This is a genomic window from Vibrio sp. 10N.286.46.A8, assembly GCF_041470165.1.
GTDB lineage: Bacteria > Pseudomonadota > Gammaproteobacteria > Enterobacterales > Vibrionaceae > Vibrio > Vibrio tasmaniensis_A.
The window spans coordinates 1-14,787 of sequence record NZ_JBFRLX010000073.1 but is presented as its reverse complement, the minus strand read 5'-3'; the positions used below and the strand labels follow the sequence as shown (position 1 = coordinate 14,787).

Here is a 14,787-nt window from a genome sequence, read left to right as displayed (position 1 = left end):
GATATGGTTTATTTATTGTTAATTTTGAGAATATAGTTTTATTTTCTATGTTAATTTGTATTGCACTTATTTTTACTTCTGTAGTGGACTGTTTCTATAAGGATGGCTTGATTTTATTTTCATGTCATTTAAGTTTATGTAAATAAAGGAAATAAACTCAAGATTACCCGATTTATAAGAAAGGTAATATCTAGTATCATTTTCCAGGGCATACTATAAGTATGTCTACTTTGGTTGGTTGGATATTGATGATTATATTAAGTTAGCGTTGGGAGTAATTTAAATGGTAATTTCATTACAACCAACCAAAGTATAAATTATCTAGACTTGGGTATGACGTAAAAGTTACGTAAGCGGTATAGTTGATAGCATTTTCGCATCTACCACTTACATAATTATATTGTGCTTGGGGAATTTAATTGCTTTAGTAAGTAACCCCCTTAGAGTCGAGTTATCTACTAGACAAAAATCGCATTTCGACTTCATCGGGTGGGATAGGTTTGCTGAACAGAAATCCCTGTAAATATTGATATCCGCAACTGGTTAAGAAAGCTTTTTGTGTTTCAGTTTCGACCCCTTCCGCAACCACCATAAGCCCCAATTTTTCACAGATAGCATAGGTGGCTTGGACAATCGCTTCGCTCCCTTTATAGGTGCCATGGACGAAGCTTTTATCTAGCTTAACGGTACTAATTGGCAAGTCATGCAACATAGAGAGAGAAGAGTAGCCAGTGCCGAAGTCGTCAAGGTGTAGCTCAACGCCTAGCGCTGAAATATCGTCTAATGCTTGTCTGACTTCACCGTGTTTGAAGATCATTGAGGATTCAGTGATCTCAAGGGCGATACTTTTAGGTGGTATGTTGTAGAAGTTGAGCATTGCCGATAGTTGCTCTGCAAAAGTAGTGTGCATCTGAATACACGAGATATTGATGCTCATTACCAATTCATCATCAAATTTTCGGTGCCATATCGACAGTTGCTTAAGTGCAGAGTTAAGGACCCACTTTCCGAGTGGAACAATCTGTCCAGCTTCTTCCGCTAGGCTAATAAACTCATCAGGCTCGATATTGCCCAGATCTTTATCCGACCATCTAAGTAGGGCTTCAAACCCTTTAACTTTATTGCTATTGGTGTCCATTATCGGTTGGTAATGAAGATTGAGGTCATCACCTTCTAGTGCCAGAGTTAACCTATGGCGTATCTCTACTTGCCGATGCAGAATCTGCGCTAAATTTGGAGTAAAAGTTTGGAAGCGGTTCCGACCATTGGCTTTGGCAACATGCATCGCCATTCCGGCCTGCTTTAACAATGATTCTTTATCCGTGGCATTATCTGGAAAATGAGCAGAACCTATGCTGCAACCTACAGATAAGGTGCCAATTCCTTTTATTTGGAAGCTTTTGTTCAAAGAATCGATAATGCGAGAGCAGAGTAACGGGATATTTTGATTTTTTCGGGCGTGAGCAATCACGATGAACTCATCACCACCAAAGCGACCGATTGTGCATGTTTCGTCGAGGATCTGTTTAAGACGCTTGCCAACTTTTTTGAGTAGTTGGTCACCAACACTATGCCCATAAGTGTCATTTACCAACTTAAAGCCATCAAGGTCCACAAACATCAATTCAAAGGGCGAGCGACAGGCAATACTCGATTCGAGCCTTTTGGTGATCCCGCGGCGGTTGTAGAGCTCAGTGAGACAGTCGTGCTCTGCGTTATATCGAGCTTTAATCAAATTTTCTTTTTGTTTGGTGGTACAGGTTAGGTTTAATAGCAGTTCACTTTTGTCAAACAACCACTTTCCATGAACATCAAAGTGGTGGGTTTTATTTTCAATTTTACAGCTGACTTCCTCCAAAATGTCTCGACCTTTGCGAGCTGAAAATAACCATTGGTCTGCAACTTCTTCGCTTGAAACAAAATCGGATAGGCGACTAAACGGCGAGCCGTAGTTTTTAGAAAAAGCGGAGTTTGCACTCACTACGCTTCCCACTTTGTTGAATAAAAGAGAGAGGTTGGAACCATCAGAGTATGTGAGATCGCGTTTTAAGCTCTCTTCTTCTGCGATGACTTGCGCTAGCATCCCTGTTCGGCCATCGGGTAATGGGATTCCAGAGAAAAGACATAGTGCGCGTTTAGAAATGTATTTTGGGGTGAAGTTCCACCAAGTCTTTACACTTTGATTTCGCTGAAATTGTCTCTGATATTCTTCAAGCGTTGCTTCGATCGCTTTTGACATTTCAATACCAAAATCGCGTGAGGTCAGTTCAAATAGAGATTCAGACTCCCAAAGAGGGAGGGCACTGCTGTTTGCCCAGGTTATTCGCTTATTATCAATGTCATATATCCAGATAGGACACTTTAGATGTTCGAAAGGTTGGTAGCTGGTCATCATAATAAATTCGGGGAACTCATACTTTAATCGATTTATGCAGACAGATGTCGTGCTTTGGCAGTGCGTCTATCAAATTGAACTCTGATCTTTAACAGCCATGAAGAAGCTATGTGTTAAAGAAAAATCAGGCACTAAAGATAAATTAGCGACAAAAATAGCGTTTAAAGATTCAGTGAACGGATAATTTTGGTTACTTTTCCTTCCGGGGTGCTTTCAATCGCATAGCCTTTATTGTCCCCAAAAATTTCCCCGTTGATGAAGTTCCAACCTATTGATGTCTTGACGACTTCTTTCGGGAAGCGATCGTCAAACATTGAATGATTTGTGTATACCGTCTCAATTGCTTCAAATAATAATTGGGCTTGATCTTGGTTAGTGACGATGAAGTCTTCTTTCAGGCACATTGTTAATTCTGGAAGGGGTTGAGTAGTGAAAGGTTCAGTCATCGCGCCGACTACCCCATTATGTGAATAAAAGCGATATGAACCAGAGCTGCTTTCGTTGCCATCTGGAGATTTAATGCTTGGGGTTGTTAGGTAGAAATTACAGTTGAAGACCATCTTTTGGATAATACTATTTTGTGGTGTGACTTGAATATCTATCCAAGAGCTTACTTGCGCTTTGATTTGATTCATCACCTCATGTTTATTAGGAGCTGCGGTGACTCGTGTTGCCAACAAAGCGGTTATGGTCAGTAACATTAAAAGCGATTTGTTCATCTTTAAGTGGCCTTGTGACAAAGTGACTTTTGTTTAATCAGTAAGTCACCGTTGTTTATTATTTGAGTTAATGATTAGCCGAATAAATGTTACTTGAAGAAGACTTTACTTGATAGAGGGGGAGAGAGCTTGATAATGGAACATGCTATTTGATTGGTTAAGTAATCGTTTTCTTCAATTTTTTAGAATACGATCGCGGTTTTAAAATCTGTCATTTTGTTGATTTGAAGTGTTACTAACTATTGTGTTATTAATGTTTAGCAAGTTTATTTGAATGAGTTTTGTAAATTCTTTTAATGTAAGTGCACGTAAGAAGGTAAGCAAACGTAAGCGATTAAGAGTCTAAGTTTTTCCGATTTTGACTGAAAATTAATCAATAAGTGAGCGTTTTTGTTGCTGAACGATGGTTTGTAAACGTGTATGTACAGAAGCGATTAATATGTTTTGCGTACGGTAAATTGGTGACTTTAATAACAATATTGATGATATATGAACAGTATATATACTGCCCTCGCTTTTAATAAATGCTGGTGATAGAAATGTCGAAAACCAAAGTGCTGATTGTCGAAGATGACCAGGCGATAGCGCGTTTAACTACGCTTTACCTCGAAGCTGAAGGCTACAATGTTAGCGTTGTCCATGAGGGGGATTTGGCAATTGAAGCGATCCGCAGTATTGAACCCGATCTCGTTCTGTTGGACTTGATGCTTCCTGGGTTGAGTGGTGCACAGATTTGTCGACAGGCTCGCGAATTCTACAATGGATTGATCTTAGTTTTGACGGCCTCTGCCGATGAAATGAGCGAGGTTAGTTTATTTAAGTTTGGCGCGGATGATTACGTCGCAAAGCCTATTCGTGGTCATGCTTTATTGGCGCGGATTGAAGCACTATTGCGTCGTGCAGCCCCTGTTGCTGAGCCTGACACGACCGCTGAAACCCCAGGTGAAATTGTGATCAACAGTACAGCTCAAAGTGCCACTCTGTATGGACAGAATCTAAAGCTCACCTCTGCCGAGTTTGAAATTCTAAATCTTCTTGTTAATAACATTTGTCAGGTCGTTACTCGAGATCAATGTTGCCAGTTATTTAGAGGTATTGATTATGCCTTTAACGACCGCTCTATTGATATGCGTGTTTCAGGGTTGCGCCGGAAGCTGCGTATGCATGCAAAAGATAAGCAGTTGATCCGTACGGTTCGTAACAAGGGGTATATGCTGGTTGTATAAGTCTATTGCGGTGAAACTTCGCTCTGTTTCTATGTTTACTCGTTTGTACCTTGGGATCGTGACTGGGATGTCGGCAACGATATTTTTGTTTTGGAACCTTGGTGAAGGACACATGCGACGAACCGAGATCGAAATGTTCCTAAATGATGGCATCTACTTTTCTGAGCAGTATGTTCGTCAACACAACCGAGAAAATTCGCTATATAAAGAACTCGACAGAACAGGCTACCAACAATTTTACATCTTTAATTTACACCTGTTGGAGAATTGGTCGGGAGAGGCTCCGTGCCAACGATGCGAGTTATTTACCATCTTAAATGGTGTACCGATATACCTAAGTGAAAATAATCTCTATTCGGCAGTATTTCAGCTACCAAATTCTAAGTTTAGCTTTGTGTTCAGTGAGGTAGGTGATTTCTTCTCACCTGAGATTGAGTGGTATGAAGATTCAGAAAGAAACTTTTTTATAGGGCTTTTGTTGGCCGTTATCTTCGCTATCGGTGCAAGTGTTTACTTACCTGTGAGGCGTTTTCAAGAAAGAATAGAGTTACTTGTTGAGAAACAGAAGCAGTTTGGTAAGGGGAAGCTGAGTACTCGTTCGGAGTTAGATGAGATACATCCAGTGTCTGAGTTAGCTAATAGTTTTAACATCATGGCTGAGGAGATTGAGAGCAAAGTAAAACAAAGTCATATATTTGCTCAAGCAATTCCACATGAAGTCCGCACACCGCTAAGCCGTATTCAATTGGCGACGGATCTCTTAAGGCGGGAAGCACCAGAGCATCATCAGGTTTTTTTCGATGATATCGATACCTACATCGGGGATATCAACGACCTCACGTCAGAAATTATCATGCTGTCGAAATTGAATGTCATGGATAACTCTTTTTTCGAGCTTGTTAAAGTAAAAGCAGACCTTCGCGAGTATTGTTTAGATAGAATCCGTTACTCGGAGTTAGACAATGTTATTTTTGAGTCCCAAGTAAAGCTAGAGTGCAAGATTAAGTGTGATTGCTCGATGGCGCGTTTGGTTTTTGATAACGTGATTAAGAACGCTGGGAATTACACACTAGACAAAGTCTGGGTAACTCTGGATGAGAACTCAGAAAATTGGCTGGTTCTCATCGAAGACAATGGTCCCGGAATACCAGTGCATAAGCGTGACGAAGTATTCCTTCCGTTTTCTCGCCTAGATGCTAGCAGAGCATCGGCAACTGGTGGGTTAGGGTTAGGCCTAGCGATAGCGATTTCAGCGGCTAAGAAGCTTTCTTGGGATATTAGGATCTGCGATAGCAATCGCGGTGGTGCTAAGTTCTGTATCTTAATTCCAAAGATTGCGTAAATGATTTTAGTAAGAGACCAATTAGGCTCTTAAAAATGAAAGCCACGGTTTAATATCGTGGCTTACTATTTTAATTAACTTACCAATTACCAATTACCAATTACCAATTACCAATTGTCATTCACTATTAATTGGCAAAATTTACCAAGTAGAAAATCAAGCTTCGATGTTGTTGGCGCTTAAACGGTGAAGGCCATAAATAGCATGATCTATGATACGGCCATTTAAGTTCTCGTTACGAGTTATGATACCTTCTAATGTGAAATGTAAGCGCTCACAAACCTTGCGACTACTCTGGTTGCCAGTTGCAGCTGATATCTCCACCTTTTCCATATCTAACTCATTGAAAGCAATAACAATGAGCTTCTCAACTACGCGTGTAACGATCCCGTTACCTTGGTAAGTCTCAGACAACCAATAGCCTATCGTGACTTTCTGTTTGCTGTGGTCAATGGTGTTAAAGCTACAGTTACCGACGATATTGTCTTTGTACACAATCGCACATGTCATGCTTTTGCCTTCCGCGTAATCATGTAGCGAGCGCTGGATGAAGATCCTAAAGTCCTGCTCTGTTTTACAGTGCGGTGGCCATGCTAACCACTGGCTAAGATACTCATTTTGGCTTTGTGAAATTTCCGCGTAATGAGAAGCGAAGTTCTCTTCAACCAGAGCGATGGATAACTCTTCATCGATAACTGTTTTAAACATGTTTTCCCTTTTCTTTTGGCTGATGATTTAAGTGTCTTTTGGTCGGCAGGTTATAATGTCGCACAATTTTCAATATGCAACCATTTGTGGCACGAATTTTTCGTAATACGTTAAATCTATCACGAAACACATTAAACCTTATAATAATTGCGGGTATGATCGTTAGTCCTGCATTAGTATTAGCAGTCTAACTATATAAAATATATAAAAATACTAGGCTTAAGTAATGAATCAACATTGCCAAGAGGTAACCGTAGACCTAAGAAAGGCTCTATTTGGTATTGCTAAGGCGCTTGATAACGTCGGTTTTGAAAGCAAAAACCATGGACAGAGGGTGGGTTACATCGCGTATCGATGTGCTCTGAGCGTGGGGTGGGAAGAGGAGCAGGCACAGCTCGCATTTTCGTTAGGGCTAATTCACGACTGCGGAGTGTCGCAAATAGACGAGCAACGTCGACTGAATTCGGGGTTTGTTCCCGACTCGACTTATTACCATTGTCAAAAGGGCTACCAAATTTTAAAGGAGTGCCCTGTTCTTTCTATATTCGCTAAGCCAGTTCTTTATCATCATACCCCTTGGTTAGATCTAAAGACTATGAATATCAGTGAATTAGAAAAGGAACTGGCTGCAGTTGTGATGCTTGCTGACAGAGTTGACTATCTATATGGCATAACAGCTTCTGATCGTTATGGGAACCTAACCCCAGACGGTAAAGCGAGCATTATTGGACGTTTGACTGAGCAAGCGGATGAGATGTTCGAAACCAATCTTGTACAGCACATGTGTGAGTTGGTCGATCTGGATGATTTTTGGTTCTCGATGGAGACCCCTTACATCGAGAATATGAGAGATAACTTTGAACCTGTGCCCTTTTTCTCTCAGCAAATGTCGCTGGATGAGACAGTCGCCTTTGCCGAGTTTATTGCTAATGTCGTTGATACGAAAAGCTCGTTCACTTTCAAGCACTCGTTGAAGGTAGGGCAACTTTCTGAATATCTAGCTAAACAACTTGGTTATTCACACACAACGCAGAGAAAGCTCTATTTAGCTGGTTTAGTTCACGATATTGGCAAACTGCAAACCCCTGGTGACATTCTTCATAAGCCAGATTTGCTCACTGACGAAGAATACTGTTGTATTAAACGCCATGCGACAGATACTCGATTCGCGCTGCAGGAGCTATTTAGTTCGCCTCAGGTGTGTCAGTGGGCTTCCGATCACCATGAAAGGTTAGATGGTTCAGGCTATCCGATGGGTAAAACGGCTGAAGATTTAGATCAACCCAGTAGAATTGTTGCTGTAGTCGATGTATTCCAAGCATTAACCCAGTCTCGCCCCTATCGTAAAGGTATGACACTGGAAGAAACTCTAGCGATATTAACGGAACAAGTTGATAGTTATAAGTTGGATCGAGAAGTGTTTGAATGCCTTAGAAAACACGCAGAGTACTGTTTTGAACTATCGACGGACAAAAGAATGTACGCGTTTTAACTTTGGTCGTTTTTAGGATTCAACTCACTTTTAAATTTAAGGTAAATGGACTATCTACTTTATTCAAACAATGAAAAAGCCGACTGGGTGTTGCGCGAGTCGGCTTTTATTCACTTCTCTTTCTAGTCTTTATCTCTATCTACGCTCGATTAAAAAGCATCATCCACGATATCTTTAAGTCGATCGTAAGGCACATAGCCCGGTAGAAGCTGATCATTCATCATCATCGTTGGCGTTCCTGTTAAACCCAGAGCGCTAAAGGTTTGATGGTTAGTGGTTAGAACCTGGTTTTGTTCTTGAGTTGTTTTTAGTTCCGCTTCTGTGCCTGTCTTCTTGGCTACGGCTTCTAGTGAGCTTTTCGAGTGAATACCACTTTTTGCCATCAGCAGTCTGTTGACTTCAGGGAAGGCTGCTGGGTTATCTTTCCATACTTTCATCGCGTATAGAGCCGCATTGGTATCAAGGCCATCTACTTGTTGCTGCTTAAATGACAAGTACACGTTGATCACTTTAATGTCGCTGTTTTCAGAGGCTAATTGAACCAAGCCTTTTTCCAAGCGCTTACAGTAAGGGCAGTTGTAGTCAGTAAAGTTAACGATTACTGATTTGCCATTCGGGTTGCCCGTGATTGGGTGAGCGTCATTGTTATATAACCAGTCGTGACTCTCAGCTTGAGCTTTCTTTGCTTGCGCTTGGCCTGCGACATACTGCTCTAAACTGGTATGCAATCCTGAAATAGTAGAAGGATTCTCCTTCAGGAACTGGTTAATTTCTTCGAGTTGCTGGGTTTGTTCTGTGCTTAACTCAGCGAAGGCACTTGTGCTCATTAGTGAGCCTAAAATCAGTGTGCTAATCAGATGTTTTTTCATGTTGTTTTTCTCTAATTCTTGATAATCGTGAGCACGTTTTGGGTCGCGCTCACGGTATTATTGTTTGTTAAATTGGCTTTAATCGGTTCATTTGCTCTGCTCTGTTTTTCTTAGTGAGCGAGTTATGCAAAGTAGGTTCTTAACCACAGGCCGATAGGGGAAGTAACGCCGGTTGCGATACTGCTAATCTTTCCATCTTTGATGATGACAATACTTGGCGTGACATTGACTCCCCAACTTCTGCTGATCGATCCAGAGAGATCATTGATAACAGGGAAGTCATACTCTTTGGCGTCTAAGAAGCGCTGAACACGTTCGTCTGGGCCAGATGAAAGTGCGACAGAAACTACTTGATGGGAGTCGCTGAAGCTATTAACCGTCGGGCTCACCAATTTGCACGCGCTACACCAAGTCGCCCAAAAATAGACAATAACGGGCTTACCGCTTTTGCTTAGCTCGATAACGTCAATATCTTCCCCTTGGATCGACTGACCCACGATTGGAATCGCGTCTCCTTGAGGCATGCTTCTGCTGTGGTAAAAATCCATGGCAAACGAAACCACGCCAACGATCAGTATCATTGAAACGAGTTCCTTTCCCCACTTCTTAAGACGGCTTGGCTTTTGTTCGTTGTTGGGCGTCTTCATCAATTATCTCGCAGCGTCGATGGCTTGAACGACAGTGTCACTGTTGAGAATGACAGGCAGTGGAATACCGCTTTTATAGCTCGGACCGTAGACGATGTTAAATGGCACACCAAATCGCCCATTACTTTGTAAGTATTGAGTGACACTTTCACTTGGTGTTGTCCAATCACCTTTCATCAAAACAATGTCTTCTTGCTGTAGGTGACTGTAGACAGGGTCTTGAAGGATGACGCCGATCTTGTTGGCTTTACAGGTGATACACCAATCAGCAGTCACATCAACAAACACCGTTTTGCCTTCATCAACGAGCTGAGGGATTTGCTTCGCATCCAGTTTTTGCCAAGCGAGATCGTCAACAATCGGAGTCGCCCAGTTATCAGCGGTGACACTACCGACGATCAATGCAGCACCAAACACCAAGGTTGTGGTTGCGACGATAGGAATAAGCACCTTGCGACCCAGTTTCATGCCAATCCAAACCAGTACTGAAATCACGATAAATAGCGACAGCAGGATAGTTGGGAATTTACCAATGAATGGGCTCAGAAGGCTTGTTAGCCATAGGCTGGTAATGAACATCATTAAGCCAAATACCAGCTTAACTTTGAACATCCATGCCCCAGGCTTTGGAAGCAATTTGGTTAGGCTTGGGAATAGCGCAAAGATCAACCAAGGTGCGCTCATACCAATGCCGAGTGCGATAAAGATAGCCCACAACTCTTGGTAACTTGCGCCCAGAGCATAAGCCACTGCGGTTCCTAGGAATGGAGCGCTGCAAGGCGTCGCCAATAGTGTCGCAAACATGCCTTGGATGAAGTGACCTGAATGTGAGTCGTCGCCTTTGGTTGCCATCCAAGTGTTTAAGCCTGACGGAAGTCTGAATTCGAATAGACCGAGCAGGTTAACTGAGAACAGTAGGGTAATGATCAGCATGAACCCGATGAACCAAACATTTTGGAACTGGATTCCCCAACCAATCGCATTGCCCCCCATTTTTAGAACGGTCATGCCTAGCGCTAACAGCGCAAACGAAGTGATAACACCGGCAGCGGACGCTAGGAATGAGAGTCGGATGTGGCGGTTTGAAGCACCTTGGTTCTGAATGATGCTGTTTAGCTTCATCCCTAACACGGGTAGAACACACGGCATGATGTTGAGGATCAAACCGCCCACTAACGCAAAGCCAAGCATGACTAGAAAGCTGTTGTTGCTTGTTTGGTAAGCTATCGGGTCTGACCCAACTTGCGCGGTCATCTCTTCGGCAAAGTTAGTATCTGAAACGGTAATACTCACTGTGCGATCCGTTAAGTCGACCTCGCCGATCCAGTTACTCACATCGAATACTGCGGTCATTGTATTGTCTGTGATGTGGACGGTTGGTGGAGAGAAGAAGTCATCAAGCACTTCTTGACCATCAATCAATACCATCGGTTTATCCCAGCCTTCCTTACTTGTTAGCTGAGTAACCAGTTGTTGTTTGCTTTTATCCCAGAACAGGCCGTTCACTGAAGTGCGGTTAGCTTCTCGTGGAGATTGGCTCATGCCTTGATTGAACAAGAACATCGCTTCTTCATCGAGCTCTAATGTTTGCGGATCAATTGGCAGTTCGATGTCGTAATCGGTTAACACACAGATATTGGTACACGACGGAAAGGTGAACGACGCCTTGAACAGTGCTGGCTTCGTGTTGTCTTTCAGTGTCAACGTAACGGGAAAGCTGACGTGCTTTTTGTAGCCTAACGTCATCACGTCGAGTTGTTCGTAGTACTTAGGGATCGGCCAATGCCACTCTACCGACTCTATGTTTGTTGAACCAGACCAGTCCCAACTTGGCGGGATACCACCTTCGCCGGGGCTACGCCAATAGGTTTTCCAATCGCCGTCGAGAACGACATCAAGCACCGTTTGAATCTTAGAACCGTCGTCCGATTGTTCACCCGTCGACATCATTCGCATCTTGACTGGTGGATGTTCAGGCACGCTGAGCCAGCCCGTCGTCTGTGCCAAAGCAGTAAATGACGTCATAACCAAAAGGGCAGTGACTAGCGTTTTCGCGCATGTACGCATGCAGAATGCCAACGAATCGACAAACTTAGTTAGTAGTGTGTTGTACACAAATGTATCTCCAAAAAATAAATAAAAGGGTGTAGTAGCCCGGTTATTTACTCTCTAAATATACAGTGCTTTAGATGTAAGCGGTGTTTTGTAGGTCGAGAAGAGCGATGGTTATCTCTAGACAATCTCGATATGTGCGGTGATAGGCTGTACGCAACAGCAATAAACAGGATAAAAGGAATCAGCCAACCTGTTTTAGGTGTTGCGAATGTGAGCATTTTGGAGCTTAGGCTGCACGCGCTAGAGTTTGGCGCTGACAGAGTTTTAGACGCTTCTGAACCAAAAACGCTGGCATAGAGCTCAGACATTTTATCGAAAGATGCGACGATTGCTTGTGGGTGGCTGGTTTCTGCGCCGACAAGTATTGATTGTCCAATTAAGGAAGCTGAAGAGGTTACTTTGTTTGCAGACAGAGTACTCGCCAGACAAGTTACGATAACCAGTCCGGTAAGGAAGAGCGCCCAAAGCGAATGCTTTTGTCGGCGGTTCTGTTTAGATAAGAAAAGTAATGGTGTATTCAGCAAATCAGTCAGTAATCGAATCAGTTAATAGTTAATAGTTAATAGTTAAAGCGAGCTCATTGAATTACGGTTAGCTTAAATAAGATCTCTTCGAGTCACAAGTCATGAAATTGTTAAAGTGAAACGATGCATAAACGCGATATACCGTAGATACACGATGCATAAACAACAACTCACGCGAATACGACATTGAGTTCTAGATAAAGTTCACAACAACTGGAAGTTATCGCTAATTTATCCTGTATAGAATGCTCTATTCATCATGAGGAGATACAAAAAAGCCCAACAGATCGCTGATGGACGTATTGGGCTTTAACCATTGGTGCTATTGGAAAGGTTTAGTGAGAACGGCGAGGACCGTTGCGCACAAGGTCTTTACCATTTTCAAAGATTTCTTTAGTGATCCAGCGAGCGAGTAAAACCTTGTGACTGCTGTTGAATACTGCAACGAAATGACGACCATCAGAATTATTGGTAGCCATACCTACGCCTTCAACGTCTTCAAGACCTAAGCCCCCTGCTTCTACTGAAATTAGGAATTGCTCTAGCTCTTCTAGAGACTCAATAACATCAAGTTCGTTGTTCATTTTTATGCTCTTTTGCTGTGAGCCAACATAGGATTTAAGGCGATTTAGTACATGCACCTAAATGACGATATTGGCTGTTGTTCTTTGTTGGTTGCGTACTCTACAGGTCATAAGAGGGGATTGGAACTCTCAAATATTAGGTACAGGCTGATAATTTGCAAAGTTTTAACACAACATACGTTTAAATGCTTGTTATCCATCTTCTTTTTACTACTATTTATAGGGTCAATTTAGACAATAATAGGAATTAGTATGATGAAGGTTTGGCGTTGTCTATTGTTAATGTTGGCGTTTGTCGCATTTGGAAGTTTTGCGCAAAGCGTCGATAAAATAGCAGAAGTACAAGACCAGCTAATGCTGGACCTCGCTACATTAGAAACAGCGCACGATGCTGAAAAGCCGTTTCTAGAAGACATATTGCGAAGAAAGAACCAAGCACTACGCAAAGAGATATCCTCCCAATTATCATCTGATAAGAAGCAAGGCTTAGACGCTGTTCTTGCCCAGCAAGTAGAGCTTTTACAGCATTTACTGTCATTGAACGAAGTTAAAATTGTCTCTATGAGCAAAGACAACCGTTCGGCTGAAGGGGATGCAAAAAAGCGTCTTGAATTGTTGATTCAAAAACGTATCGGAATGATGGATGACTACTATCAGCAACTTTCTAAGACCTTAAGTTGGTCAAAAGATCGAGGCGTTGATGTATCGGCTGCGGAAAGTCAGTTAAAAACCGCACTAGTTTCTCGTTCGCAATATCTGACAAATGCGATTCTCTACACAGACACGCAGCGTCAAGATTTAGAGCGCCGTTTGTCTTTTGTGAGTGAAGAAGAAAAGGCGACGATAAAAACTGAATTAATACGTTTCAGAGAACGAACCAGCGTTATGGTTGCCAGCTTAGAGAAAAGTATCTCCATGATGGTGCCATTTGGTGTGGATGTCACCTCGTACAAGCGTATTCTATTAGCGACCACCGGCGACATTAACGCTGATGTATTGGATGTTGATGTTGCACTGGAGTTGTTGGATGGTTGGCTTCGTTCATTCAGTTCATGGGCTTTTGAAAATACCCCTTCATTTATCGTTAAACTCGCGCTTTTCCTCGGTATTTTGTATGTAACTCGCCTTATTGCTAATGTGGCTCGTAAAACCGTTCGTAAGAGTGTTTCGCACTCTAAAATGGACTTCAGTGTATTGATGCAGGACTTCTTTGTATCAATTGCATCTAAAGCGGTCGTGTTTGTTGGTTTGCTGATCGCCCTGTCTCAAATAGGGATTGAGCTAGCACCACTATTAACGGGTTTCGGTGTTGCGGGTGTCATCATTGGTTTTGCATTGCAAGATACGCTGTCTAACTTTGCATCGGGCTTGATGATCTTGATCTACCGTCCGTACGATGTTGGCGACATGGTCAAAGTCGCCGGTGTTCAAGGCACTGTAAAAGACATGAGCTTAGTATCGACAACCGTTCAAACCATCGATAACCAACGCTTGGTGATCCCAAACAACAAGATCTGGGGTGACGTGATCAACAACATCACAGCAGAGCGTGTGAGACGTGTTGATATGGTTTTTGGTATCGGTTACTCAGATGATATCGATAAAGCAAAATCGGTATTGAACGACATCATTCTTGCTCACCCTCTAGTGTTGAAAAAACCAGAGCATATGATCAAGCTTCACACCTTGAATACGTCTTCAGTTGATTTTGTTGTAAGACCTTGGGTTAAGACAGATGACTACTGGGAAGTGTATTGGGATGTGACGGAAACCGTGAAGAAACGCTTCGATGAAGAGGGCATCACGATTCCATTCCCTCAACGTGATGTACATGTTTACAATCACGAAGAGAGCTAATCCAAAAAAACTAAGTACGGCTTAAGGTCGATTTCTACTTAATGTGATATCAAATGGACGCTGAATAAGCGTCCATTTTTATTGGCTGTCAGTTTATATTGAGCTTCACTCTTTTAGGTAACTCAACCACCTTAGAATTACGTTATGATGGGGTAGGCTTAGTTTGGACAGTTGAAATCGAATGGATGATTCACAGCAAAAAACGAATGGTAGAAATACAACGGTAAGAAAAGCGACGCGAATCGAAAGCGTCATGAACTCTGCGATGTGGCATTTAACTCAGAGAGATATGACAGAAAGTGAGTTGGT

The 14,787-nt window shown here is 42.4% G+C and carries 12 protein-coding genes and 1 pseudogene; 5 read left to right on the top strand and 8 right to left on the bottom strand.

The features are described 5' to 3' along the window. Window positions 1–451: 451 nt before the first annotated feature. Window positions 452–2,395 carry a putative bifunctional diguanylate cyclase/phosphodiesterase gene (locus tag AB4232_RS08920; RefSeq protein ID WP_372086953.1) on the bottom strand — a complete coding sequence of 648 codons (1,944 nt, stop codon included), beginning with the start codon at window positions 2,393–2,395 and terminating at the stop codon, window positions 452–454. Between the two features lie 161 nt (window positions 2,396–2,556). Further along, window positions 2,557–3,114 carry a hypothetical protein gene (locus AB4232_RS08915; protein WP_372086952.1) on the bottom strand — a complete coding sequence of 186 codons (558 nt, stop codon included), beginning with the start codon at window positions 3,112–3,114 and terminating at the stop codon, window positions 2,557–2,559. Window positions 3,115–3,653: 539 nt separating this feature from the next. Between AB4232_RS08915 and AB4232_RS08910 the strand changes: the two genes are divergently transcribed. Further along, window positions 3,654–4,340, top strand: a complete 687-nt coding sequence (locus tag AB4232_RS08910; RefSeq protein ID WP_032554994.1) for a response regulator transcription factor — start codon at window positions 3,654–3,656, stop codon at window positions 4,338–4,340. Continuing rightward, window positions 4,333–5,682, top strand: coding sequence for a HAMP domain-containing sensor histidine kinase (locus AB4232_RS08905; RefSeq protein ID WP_009844753.1), 1,350 nt, complete (start codon window positions 4,333–4,335; stop codon window positions 5,680–5,682). The genes AB4232_RS08910 and AB4232_RS08905 overlap by 8 nt, the downstream gene beginning before the upstream one ends. A 156-nt stretch (window positions 5,683–5,838) precedes the next feature. Here the strand turns inward: AB4232_RS08905 and AB4232_RS08900 are convergent, their stop codons facing one another. Further along, a complete protein-coding gene (locus AB4232_RS08900; protein WP_372086951.1) occupies window positions 5,839–6,390 on the bottom strand; it encodes a GNAT family N-acetyltransferase in 552 nt (183 codons plus the stop codon). A 226-nt stretch (window positions 6,391–6,616) separates the two neighbouring features. Here AB4232_RS08900 and AB4232_RS08895 point away from each other — a divergent pair, with 226 nt between their 5' ends. Next, window positions 6,617–7,882 carry an HD-GYP domain-containing protein gene (locus AB4232_RS08895; RefSeq protein WP_012601015.1) on the top strand — a complete coding sequence of 422 codons (1,266 nt, stop codon included), beginning with the start codon at window positions 6,617–6,619 and terminating at the stop codon, window positions 7,880–7,882. Window positions 7,883–8,031: 149 nt separating this feature from the next. Here the strand turns inward: AB4232_RS08895 and AB4232_RS08890 are convergent, their stop codons facing one another. From AB4232_RS08890 to AB4232_RS08870, 5 genes are all read right to left on the bottom strand, one after another. Then, window positions 8,032–8,751, bottom strand: a complete 720-nt coding sequence (locus tag AB4232_RS08890) for a DsbA family protein (protein WP_017102469.1) — start codon at window positions 8,749–8,751, stop codon at window positions 8,032–8,034. A 122-nt stretch (window positions 8,752–8,873) separates the two neighbouring features. After that, on the bottom strand, window positions 8,874–9,398 hold the full coding sequence (locus tag AB4232_RS08885; RefSeq protein WP_372086950.1) for a redoxin family protein: 525 nt from the start codon (window positions 9,396–9,398) through the stop codon (window positions 8,874–8,876). A 3-nt stretch (window positions 9,399–9,401) separates the two neighbouring features. Further along, window positions 9,402–11,465: a protein-disulfide reductase DsbD family protein gene (locus tag AB4232_RS08880; RefSeq protein ID WP_372086954.1), complete on the bottom strand. Its 2,064-nt coding sequence runs from the start codon at window positions 11,463–11,465 to the stop codon at window positions 9,402–9,404. A gap of 95 nt (window positions 11,466–11,560) precedes the next feature. Then, on the bottom strand, window positions 11,561–12,037 hold the full coding sequence (locus AB4232_RS08875; protein ID WP_133149071.1) for a hypothetical protein: 477 nt from the start codon (window positions 12,035–12,037) through the stop codon (window positions 11,561–11,563). Window positions 12,038–12,372: 335 nt separating this feature from the next. Beyond that, window positions 12,373–12,621, bottom strand: a complete 249-nt coding sequence (locus AB4232_RS08870; RefSeq protein ID WP_009844760.1) for a hypothetical protein — start codon at window positions 12,619–12,621, stop codon at window positions 12,373–12,375. 252 nt (window positions 12,622–12,873) lie between these two features. Here AB4232_RS08870 and AB4232_RS08865 point away from each other — a divergent pair, with 252 nt between their 5' ends. Together AB4232_RS08865 and AB4232_RS08860 are read left to right on the top strand one after the other, a co-directional pair. Next, window positions 12,874–14,478, top strand: coding sequence for a mechanosensitive ion channel family protein (locus AB4232_RS08865; RefSeq protein WP_017099775.1), 1,605 nt, complete (start codon window positions 12,874–12,876; stop codon window positions 14,476–14,478). Window positions 14,479–14,659: 181 nt separating this feature from the next. Beyond that, a pseudogene (locus tag AB4232_RS08860) lies at window positions 14,660–14,787 on the top strand (recombinase A); the annotation flags it as partial.

What these genes read in the sequence shown, in the direction of transcription:
- AB4232_RS08920 (WP_372086953.1), bottom strand. Translation starts at nt 2,395, where the DNA reads ATGATGACCAGCTACCAACCTTTCGAACATCTAAAGTGTCCTATCTGG.
- AB4232_RS08915 (WP_372086952.1), bottom strand. Translation starts at nt 3,114, where the DNA reads ATGAACAAATCGCTTTTAATGTTACTGACCATAACCGCTTTGTTGGCA.
- AB4232_RS08910 (WP_032554994.1), top strand. Translation starts at nt 3,654, where the DNA reads ATGTCGAAAACCAAAGTGCTGATTGTCGAAGATGACCAGGCGATAGCG.
- AB4232_RS08900 (WP_372086951.1), bottom strand. Translation starts at nt 6,390, where the DNA reads ATGTTTAAAACAGTTATCGATGAAGAGTTATCCATCGCTCTGGTTGAA.
- AB4232_RS08895 (WP_012601015.1), top strand. Translation starts at nt 6,617, where the DNA reads ATGAATCAACATTGCCAAGAGGTAACCGTAGACCTAAGAAAGGCTCTA.
- AB4232_RS08890 (WP_017102469.1), bottom strand. Translation starts at nt 8,751, where the DNA reads ATGAAAAAACATCTGATTAGCACACTGATTTTAGGCTCACTAATGAGC.
- AB4232_RS08885 (WP_372086950.1), bottom strand. Translation starts at nt 9,398, where the DNA reads ATGAAGACGCCCAACAACGAACAAAAGCCAAGCCGTCTTAAGAAGTGG.
- AB4232_RS08880 (WP_372086954.1), bottom strand. Translation starts at nt 11,465, where the DNA reads ATGCGTACATGCGCGAAAACGCTAGTCACTGCCCTTTTGGTTATGACG.
- AB4232_RS08870 (WP_009844760.1), bottom strand. Translation starts at nt 12,621, where the DNA reads ATGAACAACGAACTTGATGTTATTGAGTCTCTAGAAGAGCTAGAGCAA.
- AB4232_RS08865 (WP_017099775.1), top strand. Translation starts at nt 12,874, where the DNA reads ATGATGAAGGTTTGGCGTTGTCTATTGTTAATGTTGGCGTTTGTCGCA.